We start from the raw sequence: 18,486 nt of genomic DNA, 5'->3' as shown, positions 1-18,486 counted from the left end.
AGGAGAAGGGCGCCGCTGTCATCCGCGCACAGGCTGTATGTGCCGGGCATGCTGACAGAGGCGCTGCGGTTTTCCAAACGCGGGCCAGTGGGGGCTGCTGCGCCCGTTGCAGGCCCGCAGCGCGTTCCGTCGCTCGGCCGCGTCAGCCTTTCGACACCTTCCCCAGCCCACTCACCCGGGTCACCTCCCGCAATATCGCCTCGTCCAGTATTCCGCGACCGCTTTCCACTAGCGTGAACCAGTCCCTGGCGCGTGTTATGCCCGTGTAGACCAGCTCTCGAGTCAGAATCGGGTTGGGCGCGTCAGGCAGCACCAGGGCGGTGTGGGTGAATTCCGAGCCCTGGGACTTGTGCACGGTCATGGCGTAGACGGTCTCCACCGCCTGCAGGCGGCTGGGCAGCACCCACTTGATGCGCCCGCTGCCGTCGTTGGCGGGGAAGGCCACGCGGGGCAGCCAGCGCGCGCCGGGGCGGCGGGCGTTGGGCAGGGCGAGGGTGATGCCGATGTCGCCGTTCATCAGCCCCAGCCGGTAGTCGTTGCGGGTGACCAGCACCGGGCGGCCGATGTACCAGCCGTGCTGGAGTTCGGCGTCGCCGGCCTCGATCAGCCCGGCACGGCGCAGGGCGAGGGCGATGCGCTCGTTGAGTCCGGCCACACCCCAGGGGCCGCGGCGCAGCGCGCACAGCAACTGGAAGCGGCCGTGGGCGTCGAGCACGGCGCGTGCCCAGGCGTCGAAGGCTTCCTTGTCAGCTTCCAGCGTGGCGGACTCGGGCGGGCGCCGGTCGGCGAGTGCCTCGAGGTAGTGGCGATAGCCGGTGGGCGGCGGCAGCGGCTCGCCCCGGCGGTCGCGGCGGCCCTGTCCGTCGTTGGCGAAGCCGCCGGGGTGGCCGTCGATCGCCAGCCGCTCGAGGGCGTTGTCGTGCTCATCGCGGAGGCGCAGCCGGGCGATGTCGGGATAGTTGGGCGGCTCTCCGGGATCGAACAGCGCCTGCACCCGGCGGCGCTTGTCATGGGGCTGGTGGTCGGTGCCCAGCGGGGTGTTCACCGCCTGGGCGAGCTGGCCGATGCCGCTGTGGGCGTCGAAGCGGTGGCTGACCCGCAGCATGGCGATCGCCTGATCGAGCGCATGGCCCTCGTCGTCGAGGAAGCTGCCGGGCACGGCGGCGCCGGTGACGGCGTTCAGCCACTCGGCGGTGGCCGGCGTGTAGTGGCCGCCCTCGGCACGCTGGCACAGGTCGCCGAGCACCGCCCCGGCCTCCACCGAGGCGAGCTGGTCCTTGTCGCCGAGCAGCACCAGCCGGGCGCGGCGTGGCAGGGCGGCGAGCAGCGCGGCCATCATCTCGATGTCGACCATCGAGGCCTCGTCGACCACCAGCACGTCGAGCGGCAGCGGATTGTCGGCGTGGTGGCGGAAGTGACGGGTGTCGGGTCGCGAGCCGAGCAGGCGGTGCAGCGTGGTGACTTCCGTGGGGATCGACTCGCGCAGCGTGGTCAGGTCGATGCCGCCGCCGAGCTGGCAGAGTTCGACCAGCGAGAGGCCGGCGACCTGCCTGGCGATCGATTCGTTGAGGCGTGCGGCGGCCTTGCCGGTGGGGGCGGCGAGGCGGATGCGCAGCGCGCGGGGTTGATCCGTGTCGCTATCGCCGAGTTGCAGCGCCTGAAGCAACGCCAGCAGCTTGACCACGGTGGTGGTCTTGCCGGTGCCGGGGCCGCCGGTAATCACCGCGAAGGGCGAGCGCACCGCCAGCGCACAGGCGAGCTTCTGCCAGTCGGGCGCGGCGCCCTCGCCGGGGCCGAACAGGGCATCCAGCGCCTGTCGCAGGCCGGCGGGATCGGTGTTGTCGGTCGCGTCGGCGCTCATGTGCAGGCGGGCATCCAGCGCCCGGCGGATGTCGCGCTCGTACTGCCAGTAGCGGCGCAGATAGAGCCGGGTGCGGCCGTCGCGATGTTCGATCACCAGCGGCGTGGTGCCGGAGGCGCCGCTGGCGGCGTCGGCGACCAGCGCGGGGTGGTCGAGGGCGGTCCGCCAGGTCGCGAGGTCGAGTCCGGCGAGCACCTGGCTGGGCAGCGGCGGCGGATCGCTGAGGTCATCACCCTCCGGTGGCAGCGAGAGTGCCAGGTCCGGGGCATTCAGCGTCAGGCCGAGATCGAGGCAGACGTGGCCGCGGCCCAGCTGGTGGCTGGTCAGTGCCACGCCGAGCAGCAGCAGTGGCGGGGCGTCCGGCGCCTCGCGGTGGAGGAAGCGCGCCAGCGCGCGGTCGAGGGCGCGCAGCCAGCCGCGTGCCACCCAGCCGTCGGTGAGGGCGAGCACGGCGTCGGCGTCCATGGCGGTGGCGGGGGCCACCGCCGGGCCCGCCTGAGCCTGTTCCTCAGCGTCGCTGGCGGCATCGCCGGTCGGGTCGAGATCCGAGAACAGGTCCTTCATGCCGTGGCCTCCGTGGCGGCGGGGCGGGCGTCGCCCTGGAACAGCGCGTCGAGCGCCTCGATCAGTTCGCGCGGCGGGCGCTCGGCGTGCACGCCGCGGCCGGGGGCGTTGGCGCCGCGCAGGAACACGGTCAGCGAGCCGCCGATGTGGCGGTCGTAGTCGTAGTCCGGCAGGCGCGAGGTGAGCAGGCGATGCAGCGCCAGCAGGTAGAGCGCGTACTGCAGGTCGTAGCGCTTGCCGGCGATCGCCACGGCCAGCGCCTCGGGGGTGTAGGCGGCATCGTCCGGGCCCAGGTGGTTGGACTTCCAGTCGGCGACGTAATAGCGCCCGTCGCGTTCGAACACCAGGTCGATGAAGCCCTTGAGCATGCCGTTGAGCATGTCGCGGTCGGCGCGCGGGCGCGTCAGCCTGCCCAGGGTGTGGCGGCGCACGGCGTCGTCGAGGGCACGAGTGTCGACGCGGTGGGCGGCGAACCAGAACTCCAGCTCGACCTGATAGACGTTGAGCGCATCGAGGCGCAGCGTGTCGCCGTCGGGCAGCGGCAACGGCGTGGCCAGCAGCCGGGTCAGCCATTCGTGGAGGGTGGGAACCCACGCCGTCCAGCCGCGCACGTTGCAGCGCCGCGCCAGGGTGTCCTCGAGCGCGGCGGGGTTGGCGAGCACCCAGCCGAAGCCCTGCTGGCCGGCCCATTCCAGCAGGCCGTGCAGAAACGTCCCGGGGCCGGGGCCGCGCGGGAAGCGGTGCAGGCTGGGGGCGGTTTCCGTGGTGGTGGCGCTGTCGCGGGGCTCCTCGATCACCTCGATGGCGGTGGCCTCGAGCGGGGTGGCCGGCTCCGGCAGTGGCGCCTGCGGGGCGGCGATCGCGTCGCCGTTCGGGGCGGAGGCGGCCATTTCGGGGCGGGCGTCGGCGTGCGTCGAGAAGGTCAGCGCCGAGTAGCTGGCGATCCACCAGTGCTCGCGGGCCGCCCGCGCGGGAATCCTCGCCTCGCCGGGCGTACCGGCGGCATCGTCGAGGGCGATGGCGCGTTCCTCGACGGCCGGGGCCGGCTCCAGCGCGATCGCCTCGCAGTCGCCGCGCAGGGTGGCCAGCGCCTTGCCGAACGCCTCGGGAGCCAGCTCGGTGCCGCCGGTGAGCAGGTGGCCGATGGCGCTGGCTTCCAGCCCCTTGAGGGGGGCCAGGCCCGCCCAGGTGGCGTGGCGGGCGCGGGTCAGGGCGACGTAGAGCTTGCGCAGGTCCTCGCCCAGGCGCTCGCGATCGGCGGCGGCCAGGGTGGCCTCGTCGCCTTCCAGGGCGATGCGCAGTCGGCCGCGGTCATCGTGCCAGCGCAGCGGCGTGTCGTCGGGCTTGAGCGGGCGGTGGCTGCAGATGAAGGGCAGGAACACCAGCGGGTATTCCAGGCCCTTGGACTTGTGGATGGTGATCACCTGCACCAGATCGGCGTCGCTCTCCAGGCGCAGGCGGTGGGTGTCGGCGCCACCGGCGTTCGGGTCCGCACGCGACTCGGCGAGGAAGCGGATCAGCGCGTGCTCGCCGTCGAGTTCCTGGCTGGCGTGCTGAAGGACTTCACCGAGGTGCAGGAGGTCGGTGAGGGCGCGTTCCCCCTCATGGCCGTGGGCGGCGTCGAGCAGCCGGGCGGGCACGTCGAAGTCGTTCATCAGCCGGCGCAGCAGCGCCAGCACGCCCTGGTCCCGCCACTGGCGGTGGTAGTCGCGGAACTGCACGACGCGATCTTCCCAGGCCAGCTCGTCCTCGTTGAGGGCATCCAGCTCGGCGAGGCCGAGGCCCAGCGACGGTGTGGCCAGGGCGGCGCGCAGCGCGGCGTCGTCGTCCGGGTCGGCGCAGGCGCGCAGCCAGCTTTCCAGCTCGCCGGCGACGGCGGCGGCGAACACCTGGTCGCGGTCCGAGAGGTAGACGCTCTTGATGCCGCGGCGGGCCAGCGCGCGGCGGATCGCCCGCGCCTCGCTCAGCCCGTTGACCAGTACCGCCATATCCCCCGGCCGCAACGGCCGAAGGTCGCCGCCGTCGCCCCCTTCCCTGAACCCGGCGCGGCCGCGCTGTCCCTGCTCGAGCAGCGCGGCCATTCGCGAGGCACAGCGCTCGGCCATGCCGAGGCGGTAGGTGGTCCTGGCCAGCGGCTCGTCGGCGTCGAGCTGCCAGAGGGTCAGCGCCGGCTGCGGTTCGCCGTCGACCACCAGTCGCTCCTTTCTGCCTTTCGCCTTCACGGGCTGGAAGGGCACCGGGTCTTCGTTTCGGCTGCGGAACAGGAAGGCGCCCGGCGGATGCTGCTCGGCGACGTCGAAGCAGCGGTTGACCGCCGCGACCATCGGCGCGCTGGAGCGGTAGTTGGTGCCCAGGGTGACGTGGCGCCCGGCGGTGTCGCGGCGCGCCTGCAGGTAGGTGTGGATGTCGGCGCCGCGGAAGGCGTAGATCGCCTGCTTGGGGTCGCCGATCAGGAACACGCCGGTCTCGGGGCGGTTCTCGGCGATGCGGTAGACGCAGTCGAAGATGCGGTACTGCACCGGGTCGGTGTCCTGGAACTCGTCGACCAGCGCGACCGGGAACTGGCGGCGGATCTGTGCGCCCAGCGCCTCGCAGTTGGCGCCGCGCAGGGCGCGGTCGAGGTGCGTCATCAGCTCGTTGGGGCCCATCTCGGCGCGGCGCTGCTGCTCGCGTTCCAGCCGCTCGCGGCACCAGTGCGCGGCGTGGGTCAGCAGGTCGGCGCGCGGCTCGGGCAGGGCGGCGAGTTCCGACGGCAGCGCTGCGATGGCGTCGAAGGCCGGATGCGCGGGCGGGGCATCCTTCCAGATCTCGGCGATGCCCTCGGGCGTCAGGCGTTGCCAGGCGGCGTCGCTGAGCCCCGGCCGGCGGGCGTCGGACTGGCTCCACTCCCTGAGCGCGGCCAGCCAGTTGCCGCGGTTGCGCGTGTTGAGCTTCTGGGCGTTGAAGGCCTTGCGCTTCTGGCCCTCGTCGAACAGCGCGGCGAGCTCGTCAGCCCAGGTCGGCCACGGGGCCTTGAGCTCGGCGAGGCGTTCGCGGATCGCGGTCTCGGTGCGGGCGATGGTCTCGGCGGGCGGGGCGATGCCCTGGGGCAGCGCCTCGGTCAGCGGCAGCAGGGCGCGCAGGTCGTCGTGCAGGTCCTCGGGCTTCTCCCAGTGGCGGTCGACGACGTCCAGCGCCGCGCCGGGCAGCGGATAGTAGAAGCTGCGCCAGTAGTCGCGCACCACCTCGAGCTCCAGCTCGGTCTGGTCGGGCTCCAGGTCGAGCGAGAACAGGCTGCCGCTGTCGAAGGCGTGCTCGCGCAGCATGCGGTAGCACCAGCTGTGGATGGTCGATACCGCGGCCTCGTCCATCCATTCGGCGGCGAGTTGCAGGCGCCGCGCGCCGGCCGGCCAGCTCGCCGGGTCGTATTCGTCGCGCAGGGTGATCAGCAGTGGATCGGCGGTGTCGTCGCTTTGGAGGAAAACCTCGGCGGCCTCGACCAGCCGGGCGCGGATGCGCTCGCGAAGCTCCTGGGTGGCGGCGTTGGTGAAGGTCACCACCAGGATCTCGGGCGGCGTCAGCGGGCGGTGAAAGGCGGCCGCATCCTCGGCGTGGCGTGCGCCGAGCACCAGGCGCACGTAGAGCAGCGCGATGGTGAAGGTCTTGCCGGTGCCGGCGCTGGCCTCGATCAGGCGGCTGCCGTGCAGGGGAAAACCCAGCGGGTCGAGCTCGGCGGGCGGTGCGGCACCATCAGTCACGGTCGTCGTCATCGGGCGTCTCCCTTCACGGCGCGGTACAGTGGCGCCAGCAGGCGCTCGGTGAGTTCGGTGAAGCGCGTTCCGGGCAGGGGCTCGGCCTCGAACAGCGCGGCGAAGCTGGGCCAGCGGTGGGCCAGGTAGGGGTTGCGGCCGGCCTCGCCGGCGTTGAAGTCGTCGCCGAGGTAGGCACGGGCGGCTGCCCTGGCGGCGTCGCTGTCGAGCGCGGCCTGCGGCGTGCCCTGCTTGCCCAGCCAGGCGAAGCCGGTGGTCACGGCGAGCGGCAGCGGCGCGCGCATGCCGGCCTGCCAGGCACGAATCAGCTCGAGCAGGTGCGTGCGGGCGGTGTCGGGATCGAGCGGTGCCAGGGTGACATGCCCGGCCTTGGAGAGAATCTGCGTGGTCAGCGGCCGGCCGTCGAGATGCCCGGCCAGGTGCGCCACCCAGGGGCGGATCAGGTGCTGCCAGCGGTACTGGCGGCCCTTGATCAGGCTGCTGCTGGTGAGCAGCAACCGGCAGCGCTCGCCGGCGGCGTCCTCGCGCAGTTCGTCCAGCCAGTCTTCCAGCAGCGGCACGCCGATCAGCTCGCGTTCGTGATGCACGCGGCGCACGGCGACCGGCTCGTCGACGGCATGGGGCCAGGTGTCGAGGGCCGCTTCATAGGCCTCGAACAGCGCCTCCATGGGCTCGACGAGGGCGTCGCGCATGCGCTCGCCGAAGGCACCCAGCGCCAGCACGCCCTGGCCGGTGAGGCGATCGAGGGTGTCGCCGAGGGCCGCGACGCGGGACTCGCCGGCGTCCACCGCGCGGCGCTGGGCGCGGATCAACTGATCCTGCAGCTGCCAGTTGGCCAGGCCGTCGAGGGCGAAGGGCTCGTGGTCGAGCCGGGTGAGGTCGGGCTGCTCGAGGAACACCTTGAGCCGGGTGTGAAAGAACGCCCTGACCGGGTCGCGCAGGAAGCCGCCGAGTTGGTGAAGCGTGAGCGGCAATTCCTGCTCGAACGCCGGCAACAGGACGTCGCCCAGCGAGTCGGCGCTAACGTCCTCCGTAGCGGCTCGGGGCTGGCCATGCACCGCGCGCCACTCGTGGGCGAAGGTGAACAGTCGTTGCCGGGCCACGTCGCGCAGGGCCTGCTCGTCGTCGGCCGCGAAGTAGGCGCGGCTGAACGGCTGCAGCGGATGTTCGGTGGTCAGTTCGGCGAGCAGGCGGCGGCCAGCGGCCGGGGTATAGACGTCGTCGCCGGGGCTCGCGTCGTGGCCGACGGCACGCCAGCCGGCGGCGAGATGGTCGCGCAGCTGGCCGACCAGCACCGAGGGTGGCTTCTCGCCGTTGTCGATCACGCTGCGCCCCACCCAGCTGATGTGCAGGCCATCGCGCGCCGAGAGCAGCGCCTCGAGGAACAGGTAGCGGTCGTCCTCGCGACGCGAGCGGTCGCCGGGACGGTAGTCGCTGCCCATCAGGTCGAAGTCGAGCGGCGGGTGGCTGCGCGGGTAGTCGCCGTCGTTCATGCCCAGCAGGCAGACCCGCTTGAAGGGGATGGCGCGCATCGGCATCAGCGTGGCGAAGTTGACCGCGCCGGCCAGGAAGCGCTGCGACAGGGCGTGCTCGTCGATCTGCCCCAGCCAGTGCTCGCGGACGATCGACAGCGGCAGCTCGCGGGTCAGCCCGGCCTCGTCGGCGCTCTCCTGCCAGGCCTCCAGCGCCAGGTCGAGCTGGGCGATCATCAGGGTGTCGCGGGTGTCCTCGGCGAGGAAGAAGGCGTCCAGCAGGTCGCGCAGCCGCGTGCCCCAGGTGGCCACCGTGGCGTCCCGCGAGAGGAGGCGCCAGTGGCGCTCCAGGGCCTCGAGCAGGTCGCTCAGCGCCCCGGCGAGCCGGGCTTCCAGGCCGCCGATGTCGTCGAACGGCTCGATGTCGCGCCACGGGCCGTCGCCGGCGCTGCCCACGCTGTAGCCGAGCAGCAGCCGGCGCAGACCGAAGCGCCAGGTGTTCTGTTCCAGGCCGTCGGGCAAATCGAGGCTGCGGCGCTGGGCGGCATGCAGCCCCCAGCGGATGCCGGCGCCCTCGATCCAGCGGCGCAGGGTGGGCAGGCCGTCGTCGTCGATGCCGAAGCGCGCACGCAGCGCCGGCACTTCCAGCAGGTCGAGCAGGTCGCTCACCGACAGGCGCAGCTCGGGCAGGCGCAACAGCGTCTCCAGGGCGATCAGCAGCGGCAGGCGGTGGCGGTTGCCCTGGTCGGAGAGGGTGTAGGGGATGTGGCGCGGGTCGTCGCGCTCGAGGCGACCGAAGACGGCCTGGATGTGCGGCGCGTAGCGATCGATATCCGGCACCATGACGATGACGTCGCGCGGGCGCAGCTCGGGGTCGGCGCTGAAGGCGGCGAGCAGCTGGTCGTGAAGGATCTCGACCTCGCGCTGCGGGCTGTGGGCGACGTGGAAGACCAGCGAGTCGTCGGCTGCTGCATTCACCGCCGGCCATCTCTCGCGGGTCTCGGCGAGCGGGCGCAGCGCGCGGATGTCGTCCTGCAGCTGGTTGAGCAGGCGCTGCCCGCCGCGCGAATCGACGCACGGCTCGAACAGGTCGATGCGCAGTGCCTCGGCGGCGAACAGCGGCGCGTAGGCCTGGGCGTCGTCATGCTCGTCGAGCAGGCGCAGGTAGTCGCGGCCCTGCTTGCCCCAGGCGGCGAGCAGCGGGTGAGCGTGCAGGTGCAGGTCGGCCTCGCCGTCGCCGTCGCCGAGCACGTCGAGGCGCTCGGGCATGCCGGGCTTGCGCGACTGGCGGTAGCGGTTGGCGCGCAACAGGTCGCGGTGTTCGATGATGTCCGCCCAGTAGTGCTCGCAGGGGTTGTGAACGCAGAGCACCACCTGGCTGACCCGGGCGATCGCCGCCAGCGCCTCCAGCGCCTGCTGGGGCAGCGAGGAGATGCCGAAGACGATGACGCGGCGCGGCAGGCCGGGCGGGCGGGCCTCGGGGTCGAGCGTGGCGGCGGCGTCGAGAAAGCGCCGGTGGATCATCGCCCGGCTGGTGTCGAGGCCGTCACCGCCCGCGTGCTCCTGACGGGCCACGTCATCTCGCAGGGCGCGCCACAGGGCCGGTTGCCAGCGCAGCGATTCGTCCAGCGGGCGCGCCTCGCCGCGGGCGGTGATCAGCACGTCCTCGCCGCGGCCCCAGGCGTCCAGCCAGTCGGCGCGATAGACCTGATACTGGTCGAACAGGTCGGCGAGGCGCTCGGCGAGCTGGTGGTGCTTGCGCAGGTCGCCGTCGCCGGCGAGGAACTGCTCGAGCGGGGCGAAGGCGGGGTCTTCCAGCAGCTCCGGCAGCAGGCGCAGCAGCCGCCAGATCAGCCGCGACTTGTCGAACGGCGAGGTCGCCGGTACCGCCCGCGGGTCGGCCTCGACGTGGGTGAGCACCGCTCGGTAGGCCTGCCACAGGAAGCGCGCCGGCAGCGTCACGTCGAGGGCGGCGGCGATGCCGCTGCCACCGCGGCCGTCGCCCTCGGAGTCGGCGGCCAGCGCCAGCTTCATCCACTGGCTGATGCCGTTGCTCTGCACCAGGATCGTCTCGTTCTCCAGCGGCGACAGCGGGTGGCGCTTCATCCACTCGATGGCCACGCCGCGCAGGTCTTCCAGGCGGTTGCCGTGGATCACCATGAAACCGGGTTGCAGGGAGGAGGGCGAGTGAGCGGGCATGGCGATCCTGCGTGACTGGATAAATGAGCAGGGGGTATGGTGCCCCAGCGAGCGGCGGGAGCAAAGGGGAGGAGTACCCCGCCGGTCAACGCCGTTGCGTCAAAAAGCGCAGCAGGTCCTGCGGCTCGATGCCCAGTGTCGCGAAGGTGTTCGCCCCTTCGCCGACGATGTTGTCCGTTTCCAGCAGGATCACCTGGTCGCGGGTCAGCGGCGGGCTGGGCAGCACCGCCAGCAGTGCGCTCAGGGCGCGCCACAGGGCGAAGGGCACGGGCACCAGCGGCGGGTGCCGGCCCGCGGCGTCCAGCACGGCCTCGACCAGTTCGCGATAGCGGTGGACGCCGCGCCCGCCCAGCTCGAATATCGCGCCGGTGATGCCCCGCTCCAGGAGGCGCGCCACGGCCTCGGCGACGTCGTCGACATGCACCGGCTGCAGGCGGGTGTCGCCGCGACCGAACAGCGGCACGAGCGGCAGCCGGGCGAGCATCCGCAGGCTGCCGGCGAAGGCGTCGTCGGGGCCGAACAGCACACTGGGACGCACCACCACCGCATCGGGAAACGCCTCGCGCACCGCGCGCTCGCCGCGGGCCCGGGCGCGCACATAGGCCGAGTCGGAGCGGGTGTCGACGCCGATGCCCGAGATGTGGACGAGGCGGAGGCCAGCGTCGGCGGCCTGACGGGCGATCCGGACGGCGGCGTCGACGTGGATCGCCTCGAAACTCAGGCCGCCGCGTTCGACGTAGAGGCTGACGGCGTTGACCGCAGCGTCGGCGCCCGCGAGGGCCGCGGCCACGTCATCGCCGTTGCGCACGTCGGTACGGCGGACGGTCACCGTGCCCGGGGCATCGGGCACGGCGACCTCGCCTGCATGACGGGCGGCGACAATGACATCGCTGCCCGCGCGGGCGAGACGTTCGACGAGGCGCCGGCCGAGGAAGCCGGTACCGCCGAACACGGTGACTCGTTGGTGCGTCATCGCCTGGCCTCCCTGTTGCCGATCACCCTGCCGGGTTGCGGTTCGTCGCGGACGGTAGCCGGCCGCGGTCGAGCCATGTCGCGACCCGGTCGCGGCCGAACAGCCGGCCGCCCAGCCGATAGAGCAGGTAGAGAAAGCCCAGCGGGAAGAGCATCGTCTGGGTGATGAAGATCATCGTCAGGTCGATGACCTTGTCGGTGATCTCGTTGAAGCCGTCGACTACGCGGGTTACTGGGGTACTAACCAGATCGCCGACGCTGCCTTTGAGCCGCTCCCACCAGCTCTGCGCTTCCGATTGGCTATCCACCTGCTGGTTGGCGATCTCATCGAGCTGGGACTGGGTAGTTTCCAGCTGCTGCATGGTGGCGGTGCGCGGCGCATCGAGAAAGGCTTGGTTGGCCATGCCGCTGGCCAGTGCGACCAAAAGTAGCGTGAATCGCACGAACAGGGCGGCTAGGGCCAGCTTGAGCGCGGCCGCCTGGCCGATGCGCGTCTTCAGCGCCACCAGGCCGGCGGCGAGCAGGCAGGTGCCGCTGGCCAGGCTCTTGATCAGGGCGCTGCCGGAGATGGCCAGCAGCAGTTTCTGAAGCGCCAGCGAGCCGGTGGCGGCGAACATCACCCACGAGAAGCGTTCGATCAGGTCGTTGGCGGGGTCGAGTGCTTGCCCGATATCGACCTGAAAAAACTGGCCGTCGATGACAGTAGATTGCAGCACCGAGATCGTGGCATTCAAGCCCTTGGCGATGGCGAAGGCGGCGAAGGCCTGGTCCAGCGACTGGTCGAGCGTGGCCCGGGCGAGTTGCTGGGGGGCCGGGAGCCAGGGCAGCAGGGCCGCGAGCAGCAGCCCGGCGATGACGACGTGGCGTGGGGTCATGGCGTTGCGTGGCGTCATGAAAAGTCCCGCGATGAACGGAGGATGCCGGCATTCTCGACCATGGCCGAGTGTCTGTCAGGTCCGGGCTCGCATCGCGGGATAGCGGATCGTCAGCTGTAGATTTCCTTGTAGCGCTCGCGCAGCTGGTTCTTCTGCACCTTGCCCATGGTGTTGCGCGGCAGCTCGTCGATGAAGAACACCCGCTTGGGCTGCTTGTACTTGGCCAGCCGGCCGGCGAGCGAGGCCAGTACCTCGGCTTCCTCCAGGGTGGCACCGGGCTGGCGCACCACCACCGCGGTGACGCCTTCCCCGAAATCGGGGTGCGGCACGCCGATCACCGCCGATTCGACCACGGTGTCGAGCTCGTCGATGATCTGCTCGACCTCCTTGGGGTAGACGTTGTAGCCGCCGGAGATCACCAGGTCCTTGTCGCGGCCGACGATCTGCACGTAACCGTGCTCCTCGATGCGCGCCAGATCGCCGGTGACGAAGAAGCCGTCGTCGAGCAGCTCCTCGCGGGTCTTCTCGGGCATACGCCAGTAGCCGATGAAGACGTTGGGACCGCGCACCTCGAGCATGCCGATGTCACCGTCGGGCAGCGGCTGGTGAGTCTCGCCGTCGGTGATGCGAATCTCCACACCGGGCAGCGGACGCCCCACGGTGCCGGCGATGCGCTCGCCGTCGTAGGGGTTGGAGGTGTTCATGTTGGTCTCGGTCATGCCGTAGCGCTCGAGGATGGCATGCCCGGTGCGCTGTTCGAACTCGCGGTGGGTCTCGGCGGTCAGCGGGGCCGAGCCGGAGGTGAACAAGCGCATGTTGGCGGTCAGCTCGCGGGTCAGGCGCTCATCCTGCAGCAGCCGGGTGTAGAAGGTCGGCACGCCCATCATGGTGGTGCCCCGGGGCAGCTCGTCGATGATGGTGTCGACATCGAAGCGCGGCAGGAACAGCAGGCTGGCGCCGGCCATCAGGCAGACGTTGCAGGCCACGAACAGGCCGTGGGTGTGGAAGATCGGCAGGGCGTGGATCAGCCGGTCCGCCTCGGTGAAGCGCCAGGCCTCGACCAGCGAGGCGGCGTTGGAGCCGAGGTTGCGGTGGGTGAGCATGGCGCCCTTGGAGCGGCCGGTGGTCCCCGAGGTGTAGAGGATCGCCGCCAGGTCGTTGTCGTCGCGGGGCTCGATGGCGTCGAAGGGGGTGGCCTTCTCGAAGGCCTCCATCAGCGTGCCGTTGCGTCCGGTGCCCAGCGAGGCGACCTGCGGGCAGCCGGTCTCCCCGGCGACGCGGCGGGCATTGTCGAGATCGGAGGGGCGGCAGACGAACAGTGCCGGCTCGGCGTCGCCCAGGAAGTAGCGGATCTCCTCGGGGGTATAGCCGGTGTTCAGCGGCAGGTAGACGCCGCCCATGCGCAGGCAGGCCAGATACAGCAGCAGTGTTTCCGGGCTCTTGTCGACCTGCACCGCGACCCGGTCGCCGGGCGCGACGCCCAGCTCGCGAAGGGCGCCGGCCAGTCGGGCGGTCGTGTCGAGCGCCTCGCGGTAAGTGTAGCCGTGGCCCTCGCGGGTTGTGACGAAGTCGGCGTCCCCGCGGGCCTGCATGCGCTCGGCGAAGGTGGCGAAGAGATTGTGGTTCATTTTTCGTTGTCTCCCTTGAGCAGTTTGCGGGCACGCCGGTTGAGGTCACGCACGGCGGAGGAGCAGGCGATCGTGCCGTCGGTGGTGTATTGCTCGTGATTGCGTTCGATGTCGTCGATGACGTAGAGGTAATTGACCATCAGTCCGGCGGCCTGCTTGAGCCCCTTGTTCGAGGTGTCGCCCAGCCAGTTGATGCGGTGCAGTTCGGCGCCGTTGCCGAGGTGGAAGCGGGCTACCGGGTTGAGCGGCAGGCCGTGGCGGTTCTTCTCGCGGACCAGGTAGTGGGCGGCCAGCGGGCGAATGACGTCGCGCAGGGCCGCGGCGCGCTCGGGGTCGGTGTGCCAGTGGTCGTCGTCGAGCTGGGCCAGGGTCTCGCGGGCCTCGTCGTCGAGCGGCGAGGCTTCGCCGCGCTGGGTGCTGTCCAGCCACTGGCGGAAGCCGGGGACCGGCGAGAGCGTGACGAAGTTGCGCAGGTTGGGCAGCTCCTGCTTGAGCTCCTGTACCACCTGCTTGATCAGGAAGTTGCCGAAGGAGATGCCGCGCAGCCCGGTCTGGCAGTTGCTGATGCCGAAGAAGGCGGCGGTGTCGGCGCCTTCGGGCTCGCCGATGTCGTGGTGGTTGCTGTCGAGGATCGGCTGGATCTGGTCCGGCAGGCCCTTGTGCAGGGCGACCTCGACGAAGATCAGCGGCTCGTCGCCGATCGCCGGGTGGAAGAAGGCGAAGCAGCGCCGGTCGCGGGCGTCGAGGCGCCGGCGCAGGTCGTTCCAGTCGTGGATCTCGTGGACCGCCTCGTAGCGGATGATGCGCTCGAGGATCGCCGCGGGGGTGTTCCAGTCGATGCGCCGGAGCACCAGGAAGCCGCGGTTGAACCAGGAGGCGAACAGGTGCTTGAAGTCGGCGTCCAGGGCGTTCAGCGGCGAGGCCTTGTCGAGCCGGGCGAGCAGGTCCTCGCGCATGCGAACCAGTTCGTGGGTGCCGCCGCTGGTCAGGTTGAGCCGGCGCAGCAGTTCCTGGCGGCTGGGTTCGCAGGTGTCGAACAGGGTCTGCAGGTCGCGCTCGTCGCGGGATTCCCGATAGGCGGCGTAGGCCTGGTCGACCCGCTCGGGGTCGGCCGAGAAGTCGTGGGTCAGGCGCTCGAAGAAGCGCGCCTTCTCGTCGCCATCGAGGCGGGCGTAGAGCTCCAGGGCGCGGCTGGCCAGGGTGATGCTCGAGGCTTCGCCGTCGCTGTCGAGCAGGGCCCGGCAGGCGGCGAGCACGTGCGAGTGGTCGACGGGCGTGTCGCTGCCGCTGCGCCGCCGGCGCAGGGCGTCGCGCCGGGTGATGGTGCTGAACATGTCCTGCAGGAAGCTGGTGTTCATGGTCGCTCGTCCTCCGGGGCGGTTCTCAGCCAAGGATCAGGTCGGGAAGCCAGGTGGCGATCCCGGGGAAGAAGCACAGCAGCACGATGCCCAGCACCATGCACAGGGCGTAGGGCAGGCTGCCCAGCAGGATGTCCTTGAGGGCGATGTCCGGGGCAATGCCATTGATGATGAACAGGTTCAGCCCCACCGGCGGCGTGATCAGGCCGATCTCCAGGTTGATGGTGAGAATCACCGCGAACCAGTACGGATCGAAGTGGGCCGAGAGGATGATCGGCATCAGGATCGGCGCGGTCATCACGATCACCGCCACCGGCGGCAGGAAGAAGCCGGCCACCAGCAGGAACAGGTTGATCACGCCCATCAGCACCCAGCGGTTGACCTCCAGATCGGCGATGCCGCCGGCGACGGTCTGGGTGATGTACAGCGAGGACAGCGCGTAGGCGAATATCTCCGCCGCGGCGATGATCAGCATGATCATCACGCTCTCGCGCAGGGCATCGCGCAGGATGATCTTCAGGGGTCTGACCTGCCACATGCGGTAGACGATGATCGCCAGGGCCAGGCACAGGAAGGCGCCGGCGCCGGCGGCTTCGGAGGGCGTGGCCAGACCGCCGTAGAGCGCGAACAGGATGCCCGAGACCACGGCCAGGAAGGGCAGCACGCGCACCAGCGCCTTGAGGTTGCCCTCGACGTTCTGCTTGACGGCACTGGCGGCGTCGGCGACCGGGTTCTGGTAGCCGCCGGCCAGCTTGCAGGCGATCAGCGTCCAGATCATGAACAGCCCGGCGAGCATCAGCCCGGGGAGGGCGCCGGCGATGAACAGGCGGCCGATCGAGGTCTCGGTGGCGATGCCGTAGACGATCATGGTCACCGAGGGCGGGATGAGGATGCCCAGGGTGCCGCCGGCGGCGATGCAGCCGGCGGCGACGCCGTCCGGGTAGCCGCGCTTGCGCATCTCGGGAATGCCCAGCTTGCCGATGGCCGCGCTGGTGGCCGGCGACGAGCCGGAGAGCGCGGCGAAGATCGAGCAGGCGCCGATGTTGGAGATCGCCAGGCCGCCGGGCACGCGGCCCAGCCACAGGTCCAGCGAGCGGTACAGGTCGCGGCCGGTGGGGGAGGAGGCGACCGCCGCGCCCATGAGGATGAACATGGGGATGGCCACGAAACCGAACGAGGCGATGCTGTCGTAGAAGGTCTCGCCGAAGTAGGTGAGTTCGCTCATGCCGCTGCTCAGCACCAGGGCGGTCAGCGAGACGCCGCCGAGCGCAAAGGCGATAGGGGTGCCGATGGCCATCAGGGCGAACAGGGCAACGATCACCAGAATGCCGCTAGTCACTGGATCCATTGTCGGAATCTCCACGCAGAATGTTCGCCACGTATTGCAGCGCAAGCAGGGTGCTGCCGATGGCAAGGGGCAGCAGCGAAGGCCATAGCGGCGGGTTCCAGACCGTGCCGGTGGTCCAGCCCATCGAGTAGGCCTCGATGAAGTAGTGCCAGGCGCCATAGGTCAGCGCCGTGCAGAAGGCCAGGCCGATCAGCGAGGCGATGAACTGCATTATCTTGCGGGCGCGGCCGCCCAGCGCGTCGGGCAGCACCGTCACCGCGACGTGGCCGCCGGTCATCAGCACGTAGGGCGCGCCCAGCAGCATGGCGCCGGTAATGGCGGAGATGGTGAACTCGGTCTGCCAGGTGGTGTTGTGGCCGAGTATCGCGCGCACGAAGATCATGTGGCAGACCACCAGTACGCCGGTGACCAGCAGGGCGCCGGCGAGGATGGCGGTGGCCGCCGAGAGGGCGTCCATCAGCCGGATGTAGCCGCCGACGAGTCCGCGATGCGGCCGAGCCGCACGGGTGTGTTCCGTTTCCATAGCGCACCCCGGCGTCGATGAGGAGGCTGCCTCGGACGAGGCAGCCGGGTCGGTGATGGCGCGGCCGGGGGCCGCGCGCTGGATCGAGACGGTCATGGCGCGATCGCCTCAGTCGACGGCCAGGGCGGCGTCGATCAGGGCCTGACCATTGGGCACCTTCTCGGCGAAGGTCTTGTAGGAGCTCTTCTTGGCCACGTCCAGCCAGGCCTGGTAGTCCTCGGGCGACATGGTCACCACCTTGACGCCGTTTTCCTTGTAGACATCGACGAGTTTCTTATCCAGCTCGGCGGCCTGGTCGGCGAAGTAGGATTCCGCCTTGTTGCCGGCCTCGGTCAGGGCCTTCTGCTGGGCGTCGGTGAGCTTCTCCCAGCTCTGCTCGGAGACCAGGATCGGCTCGTACATGAACCACAGGGCGTTCTTGCCCGGCGCGGTCAGGCAGGTCGACTGCTCGTAGATGCGGTAGGACACCAGCGACCCCGAGGAGGTGTTGGCGCCGTCGAGCACGCCGGTCTGCATCGCGGTGTAGATTTCCGAGGAGGGCATCGAGGTGATCGAGGCGCCGGCGGTGGCCAGCATCTCGTCGAAGGCCGGCCCGGCGGCGCGCATCGCCTGGCCCTTGACGCTGTCCGGCGAGGTGATGCAGCGCATGTCGGACACGAAGCCGCCGGCCAGCCAGGCATCCGAGATTACCCGGGCGCCGGCGTCGTTGATGACCTTCTTGATCATGTCCATGAACTTGGAGTCGTTGAGCCGCTGGGCGCGCTCGTGACTGCGCACCAGGCCGGGCATCAGCGTGGCGGAAAATTCCGGGTGGCGGCCGCTGGCGTAGTCGAGCGGCAGGGCGGTCATGTCCAGGCGGCCGCGAACCAGGGCCGGCCACTGCTCCTTGGCGCCGAACAGCGATTCGGCCGGGTAGACCTGAACCTTGAGGTCGACGTCGGCCTTGGCCACCTCGTCGGCGATCATCTGCACCATCTTGTCGCGGACGTCTCCCTTGGGGAACTGGTGCGAGGCACGCAGCACGGTCTCCGCCGAGGCGACGCCGCTCATGGCGACACTGAGGCCGAGGGAGGCGAGAGCGAACTTGAGAGAGGTTTTCATGGCGTCTCCGTTGCGTTTGTTGTTGTGTAATATTTATCAGCAATGCTGATGTATACTTTAATAGGCCTTGGGAGATACCAGTGTCAAACCGGGGGTGGTTAGACCTTGGTGGCAATGCCCGGCGGGCCCGGCACGGCATGAGCGGCAGAGGGGGCGAATCGGTGAACGGCGACAAGCGATCGAATGCCCAGCGACTCAAGGAGTCCCTGGAGAACGACATCATCAACGGACGTCTGGCGCCGGGGGAGCGGCTCGACCCCGAGGCGCTGGGCAAGCTCTATCAGGTCTCGCGCACGCCGGTGCGCGAGGCGATCCAGCAGCTGGTGGCCAGCGGCCTGGTCACGGTGTCGCCCAAGAAGGGCACCTTCGTCGCCAAGGTGGGCATCGAGCAGCTGATCGAGATGTTCGAGGTGATGGCCGAACTGGAAGGGATGTGCGGTCGTCTGGCGGCGCGGCGCATCACCCCGGCCGAGCTCGCGGTGCTGCACGCGGCGATCGAGCGCTGCGAGGCGGCCGCCCGCACCGGCAATTCCGACGAGTACTACTACGAGAACGAGGCCTTTCATCACGGCATCTACGCGGCCAGCCACAACGGCTTCCTGGCCCGCGAGGCGCATCAGCTCAAGCAGCGCCTCAAGCCCTACCGGCGCCTGCAGCTGCAGGTGCGCCACCGGCTGGCGACCTCGCTGGCCGAGCATCGCGAGATCGTCGCCGCGATCGAGGCCGGGGACGCCGAACGGGCCGAGCAGACGCTGCGCAAGCACGTGCTGATCCAGGGCGAGCGCTTCAGCGACTTCGTGGCCAGCGTCAGGGCGCTGGAGGCCGGTTGAGGGTTT

11 protein-coding genes are annotated in these 18,486 nt (G+C 70.3%); 1 reads left to right on the top strand and 10 read right to left on the bottom strand.

Annotated features, from left to right (window positions below; all coding sequences use genetic code 11):
- Positions 1 to 142 precede the first annotated feature (142 nt).
- From recD to dctP, 10 genes are all read right to left on the bottom strand, one after another.
- The gene (gene recD / locus G7A98_RS01405; protein ID WP_163647691.1) at positions 143 to 2,425 is read right to left on the bottom strand and encodes an exodeoxyribonuclease V subunit alpha; all 2,283 of its coding nucleotides are present in this window, start codon (positions 2,423 to 2,425) and stop codon (positions 143 to 145) included.
- Complete coding sequence (gene recB, locus G7A98_RS01400; RefSeq protein ID WP_163647690.1) at positions 2,422 to 6,174, bottom strand: exodeoxyribonuclease V subunit beta; 3,753 nt, start codon at positions 6,172 to 6,174, stop codon at positions 2,422 to 2,424. Before recB ends, recD begins: the two co-directional genes overlap by 4 nt.
- Complete coding sequence (gene recC / locus G7A98_RS01395) at positions 6,171 to 9,845, bottom strand: exodeoxyribonuclease V subunit gamma (RefSeq protein ID WP_163647689.1); 3,675 nt, start codon at positions 9,843 to 9,845, stop codon at positions 6,171 to 6,173. The genes recB and recC overlap by 4 nt, the downstream gene beginning before the upstream one ends.
- Before the next feature lie 85 nt (positions 9,846 to 9,930).
- Positions 9,931 to 10,818 carry a complex I NDUFA9 subunit family protein gene (locus tag G7A98_RS01390; RefSeq protein WP_163647688.1) on the bottom strand — a complete coding sequence of 296 codons (888 nt, stop codon included), beginning with the start codon at positions 10,816 to 10,818 and terminating at the stop codon, positions 9,931 to 9,933.
- Positions 10,819 to 10,840: 22 nt separating this feature from the next.
- The gene (locus G7A98_RS01385; RefSeq protein WP_163647687.1) at positions 10,841 to 11,710 is read right to left on the bottom strand and encodes a hypothetical protein; all 870 of its coding nucleotides are present in this window, start codon (positions 11,708 to 11,710) and stop codon (positions 10,841 to 10,843) included.
- A 92-nt stretch (positions 11,711 to 11,802) separates the two neighbouring features.
- Positions 11,803 to 13,320 (bottom strand): malonyl-CoA synthase, encoded by a 1,518-nt coding sequence (locus G7A98_RS01380; RefSeq protein WP_163647686.1) that lies wholly within the window; start codon positions 13,318 to 13,320, stop codon positions 11,803 to 11,805.
- Positions 13,317 to 14,678, bottom strand: coding sequence for a malonyl-CoA decarboxylase (locus G7A98_RS01375; protein WP_163647685.1), 1,362 nt, complete (start codon positions 14,676 to 14,678; stop codon positions 13,317 to 13,319). Before G7A98_RS01375 ends, G7A98_RS01380 begins: the two co-directional genes overlap by 4 nt.
- Positions 14,679 to 14,703: 25 nt before the next feature.
- Positions 14,704 to 16,026 carry a TRAP transporter large permease gene (locus tag G7A98_RS01370; protein WP_163647684.1) on the bottom strand — a complete coding sequence of 441 codons (1,323 nt, stop codon included), beginning with the start codon at positions 16,024 to 16,026 and terminating at the stop codon, positions 14,704 to 14,706.
- The gene (locus tag G7A98_RS01365; RefSeq protein ID WP_205596185.1) at positions 16,010 to 16,549 is read right to left on the bottom strand and encodes a TRAP transporter small permease; all 540 of its coding nucleotides are present in this window, start codon (positions 16,547 to 16,549) and stop codon (positions 16,010 to 16,012) included. The genes G7A98_RS01370 and G7A98_RS01365 overlap by 17 nt, the downstream gene beginning before the upstream one ends.
- 108 nt (positions 16,550 to 16,657) lie before the next feature.
- Positions 16,658 to 17,650, bottom strand: coding sequence for a TRAP transporter substrate-binding protein DctP (gene dctP, locus G7A98_RS01360; RefSeq protein ID WP_163647683.1), 993 nt, complete (start codon positions 17,648 to 17,650; stop codon positions 16,658 to 16,660).
- Positions 17,651 to 17,787: 137 nt separating this feature from the next.
- On the opposite strand from dctP, the gene G7A98_RS01355 reads away from it, so the two are divergent.
- A complete protein-coding gene (locus tag G7A98_RS01355; protein WP_163647682.1) occupies positions 17,788 to 18,480 on the top strand; it encodes a GntR family transcriptional regulator in 693 nt (230 codons plus the stop codon).
- Positions 18,481 to 18,486 lie beyond the last annotated feature (6 nt).

This window comes from Modicisalibacter sp. 'Wilcox', assembly GCF_010993675.1.
Lineage (GTDB): Bacteria > Pseudomonadota > Gammaproteobacteria > Pseudomonadales > Halomonadaceae > Modicisalibacter > Modicisalibacter tunisiensis.
Note: the sequence above shows the minus strand (reverse complement) of the source record. Positions and strands in the feature narration are given on the sequence as shown.